Source organism: Sphingomonas bacterium, from assembly GCF_903643065.1.
Lineage (GTDB): Bacteria > Pseudomonadota > Alphaproteobacteria > Sphingomonadales > Sphingomonadaceae > Sphingomonas.
The window spans coordinates 1-3,653 of record NZ_CAHJWX010000305.1; the positions used below are offsets into that span (position 1 = coordinate 1).

The following is a 3,653-nucleotide window of genomic DNA, read 5'->3' on the forward strand; positions in this document are numbered from 1 at the left end:
GCCCATGTGGCGGCGCGCGGCCTTCCCGGCGTCACCGTCGCGCTCGCCGACTATCGCGACGAGCGGGGCCGCTACGACGCGGTCGCCTCGATCGAGATGGTGGAAGCGGTGGGCGAGCGCTGGTGGCCCGCCTATCTTGACACGATCGCGCGCGTGCTGGAGCCGGGTGGCCGCGCCGCGATCCAGTATATCAGCATCGCCGACGACGTGTTCCCCGCCTATCGCGGCAGCGTCGACTTCATCCAGCGATATGTCTTTCCGGGCGGCATGCTGCTCTCGACCGAGCGCTTCCGCGCGCTGGCGCAGGCGCGCGGGCTGGCCTGGACCGACCACCAGGCGTTCGGCCTCGACTATGCGCGGACGTTGCGGCGCTGGCGCGAGCGCTTTGACCTTGCCGTCGCCGAGCGCCGCCTGCCGGCGCGGCTCGGGACCGAGGTCATCGCGTTGTGGCGCTATTACCTGATGTACTGCGAGGGCGGCTTTGGGGGCGGCGGGATCGACGTCTCGCAGGTCACGCTGGTCAGGCGCTGACCCGTTCCCGGTGCCCGTCCGCGAACCCGGCCTCGATCAGCGCCGCGATCCGCTGCGCCACCACCGCCGGGTCCTTGACGCTGGCCGGGTCCTCGCCTGGATAGGCGCGCGCGCGCATGACGGTGCGGGTCGCGCCGGGATCGATGATCGCGGTGCGAATGCGGCCCAGTCCCGCCGTCTCGTCCCCATAGGCGCCGACCAGCGTTTCGAGCGCCGCCTTGGAGGCACCGTACAGGCCCCAATAAGCGCGCGGGGTCCGGGCGACTGACGAGGTCAGCGCGATCACCTTGCCCGCCGGCGCGCGGCGCAGCAGCGGGTCGAACGCGGCGATCAGCGCGGCGGGCGCCGAGACGTTGAGCGTCAGCACGCGCGCCATCTCCTTGGGGTCGATCGCCGGCACCGCGCCCAGCGTGCCCAGCGTCGCGGCGTTGAGCACCAGCGCGTCGAGCGCCTCCCAGCGTCCGCCCACCGCCTGCGCCAGCTTCGCGATCGCGTCGCCTTGCGCAAGGTCCAGCGGCGCGATCGTCGCGGCGCCGCCCGCATCGAAGATGCGCTGCTCCACCGCCTCCAGATCCGCCGCCGTCCGCGCGACCAGCACCACATGGCACCCCCGCGCCGCCAGCGCCTCCGCCGTCGCCGCGCCGATCCCCCGGCTTGCCCCGGTGACGACCGCGAGCTGGCCGTCGAGCGATCTGTCCATCATGTCTCCGTCATCCTGAACTTGTTTCAGGGTCCATGCGCGACCTCTGACCAAGTGCCACCGGTTCGCGTGGATGCTGAAACAAGTTCAGCATGACGATGTAGCTAGTTCAGCCGCTCAGCCAGCAGCGCGAACTGGTCGACCTCCGCCGACTCGTCCTGATCGGTCAGTGCCGTCGGATAGTCGCCGGTGAAGCAGGCATCGCAATATTTGGGCCGCACGTCCGCGCGCCGCGCCTCGCCCAGCGCCTTATAGAGTCCGTCGATTGTCACGAAGGAGAGGCTGTCTGCATGGATGAAGCCGGTCATCCCGCCCACGTCCAGCCGCGCGGCGAGCAGCTTGGCGCGCTCGGGCGTGTCGACGCCGTAGAAGCAGCTGTGCCGCGTCGGCGGCGATGCGATGCGCATGTGCACCTCGGCCGCGCCGGCGTCGCGCATCATCTGGACGATCTTGAGCGACGTGGTGCCGCGCACGATCGAGTCGTCGATCAGCACCACGCGCTTGCCGGTGATCAGCGCGCGGTTGGCGTTGTGCTTGAGCTTGACGCCCAGGTGGCGGACCCCGTCGCCGGGCTGGATGAAGGTGCGGCCCACATAATGCGAGCGGATGATCCCGAGCTCGAACGGGATGCCCGATTGCTGCGCATAGCCGATTGCGGCCGGCACCCCCGAATCGGGCACCGGCACCACCAGGTCCGCCTCCACCGGCGCCTCGATCGCGAGCTGCGCGCCGATCGCCTTGCGCACGTCATACACCGAATGATCGCCGACGATCGAATCGGGGCGGCTGAAATAGACCCATTCGAAGATGCACGGCCGCGGACTGACCGCCGCGAAGGGCCGGATCGAGCGGCATTGCGTACCCTGGACGATCACCAGCTCGCCGGGATCCACCGTCCGCTCGAACGTCGCGCCGACGACGTCGAGCGCCACCGTCTCGCTGGCGAAGATCACCGCGTCGCCGAGCCGCCCCATCACGAGCGGCCGGATGCCGAGCGGGTCGCGACACGCGATCATCCCCTCCGGCGTCATCACCACCAGCGAATAGGCGCCCTCCACCTGCTTGAGCGCGTCGATGAAGCGATCGAGCAGCGTGCGGTAGTTGGAGGTGGCGACGAGGTGGATGATCGTCTCGGTGTCGGACGTCGACTGGAAGATGGAGCCGCGCCGGACCAGCTCCTTGCGCAGCCGCTGCGCGTTGGAGATGTTGCCGTTGTGCGCCACCGCGAAGCCGCCGGACTGAAGCTCGGCGTAGAGCGGCTGGACGTTGCGCAGGATCGCCTCGCCGGTGGTGGAATAGCGCACGTGCCCCGTCGCGACCTGACCCGGCAGCGCGCGGATCACCTCGTCCCGGTCGAAATTACCCGCGACATGCCCCATCGCGCGATGCGTGTGGAAGTGGGCGCCATCGAACGACGTGATCCCCGCCGCCTCCTGGCCGCGATGCTGGAGCGCGTGCAGCCCGAGCGCGACCAGCGCGGCGGCCGAGTCGCTCCCCGACACGCCAAAGATGCCGCACTCCTCGCGCAGCTTGTCGTCGTCATATGGATCGGTGGTGAGCATGGGGGACATGGCCTCGCGGAGCCGCCCTATAGGCGGGGCGTTACCGCTTGTCGCCCCTTTGGGCGTTTCCGACGCAAGGAGGAACGAGGATGGCCACCGATCATGGACCGCAGATCAAGGACGACAAGCTATACGACGACCTGATCGAACAGGGCGCGTCGAAGCAGAAGGCCGCGCGCATCGCCAACGCCAAGGCGGCGGGGACCCTGCACCACGACAGCACGCACCTGGCGGACCGCACGGTCAAGCAGCTGCGCGCGGAGGCGGCCCGGATCGGGATCGAGGGGCGGTCGACGATGAACAAGGCCAAGCTGGAGGCGGCGATCAGGGACGGCTAGGCACGTCGGGGTGACGAGGGCGGGTAGATCGCGCTACCGGGCGGCGATGCACGATCACCGCGACACCACCACCGCGCTCGACCCTGCCTGGGACGCGGCCGGGCTGATCACCGCGATCGTCACCGATCGCGCGAGCGGCGCGCTGCTGATGGTCGCGCACATGGACCGTGACGCGCTGGCGCGGACGCAGGCGACGGGCGAGGCGCATTTCTGGTCGCGATCGCGCCGGCGGCCGTGGAAGAAGGGCGAGACCTCGGGCAATGTGCTGCGGGTCGCCGAGCTGCGGATCGATTGCGATCAGGACGCGGTGCAGCTGATCGTCGACGCCGCCGGGCCCGCTTGCCACACCGGCGCGACCTCCTGCTTCTTCCGCCGGATCGAGGGCGAGCGGCTGGAGCCGGTCGGGTGAGGATGCTTCCGTTCGCGCTGTTGCTGGTCGCTTGCGAGCGGGCGCCGGTGGCCGACACCTCCCCGGGCGGGAGGCTGGAGGCGGCGGCGGTGGCGCGCGGCCTGGTCGCCGAT

At 70.1% G+C, this 3,653-nt stretch carries 5 protein-coding genes; 3 read left to right on the forward strand and 2 right to left on the reverse strand.

The window, feature by feature from the left end; all coding sequences use genetic code 11:
- Positions 1-531, forward strand: a 531-nt coding sequence (locus HUU95_RS10865) for a class I SAM-dependent methyltransferase (RefSeq protein WP_174280129.1), incomplete at its 5' end; no start/stop codon positions are given.
- Here the strand turns inward: HUU95_RS10865 and HUU95_RS10870 are convergent.
- Positions 521-1,234 (reverse strand): SDR family NAD(P)-dependent oxidoreductase, encoded by a 714-nt coding sequence (locus HUU95_RS10870; protein WP_438827208.1) that lies wholly within the window; start codon positions 1,232-1,234, stop codon positions 521-523. The genes HUU95_RS10865 and HUU95_RS10870 overlap by 11 nt on opposite strands.
- 101 nt (positions 1,235-1,335) lie before the next feature.
- Complete coding sequence (gene purF, locus HUU95_RS10875; RefSeq protein ID WP_174280132.1) at positions 1,336-2,793, reverse strand: amidophosphoribosyltransferase; 1,458 nt, start codon at positions 2,791-2,793, stop codon at positions 1,336-1,338.
- 89 nt (positions 2,794-2,882) lie between these two features.
- Here purF and HUU95_RS10880 point away from each other — a divergent pair, with 89 nt between their 5' ends.
- Together HUU95_RS10880 and hisI are read left to right on the forward strand one after the other, a co-directional pair.
- Positions 2,883-3,131, forward strand: a complete 249-nt coding sequence (locus tag HUU95_RS10880; protein WP_174280131.1) for a DUF7218 family protein — start codon at positions 2,883-2,885, stop codon at positions 3,129-3,131.
- Positions 3,132-3,177: 46 nt separating this feature from the next.
- A complete protein-coding gene (gene hisI / locus HUU95_RS10885; protein ID WP_174280133.1) occupies positions 3,178-3,540 on the forward strand; it encodes a phosphoribosyl-AMP cyclohydrolase in 363 nt (120 codons plus the stop codon).
- The last annotated feature ends 113 nt before the right edge of the window (positions 3,541-3,653 follow it).

Coding starts and splice junctions, on each gene's coding strand:
- HUU95_RS10880 (WP_174280131.1), top strand. CDS start 2,883: ATGGCCACCGATCATGGACCGCAGATCAAGGACGACAAGCTATACGAC.
- hisI (WP_174280133.1), top strand. CDS start 3,178: ATGCACGATCACCGCGACACCACCACCGCGCTCGACCCTGCCTGGGAC.
- HUU95_RS10870 (WP_438827208.1), bottom strand. CDS start 1,234: ATGATGGACAGATCGCTCGACGGCCAGCTCGCGGTCGTCACCGGGGCA.
- purF (WP_174280132.1), bottom strand. CDS start 2,793: ATGCTCACCACCGATCCATATGACGACGACAAGCTGCGCGAGGAGTGC.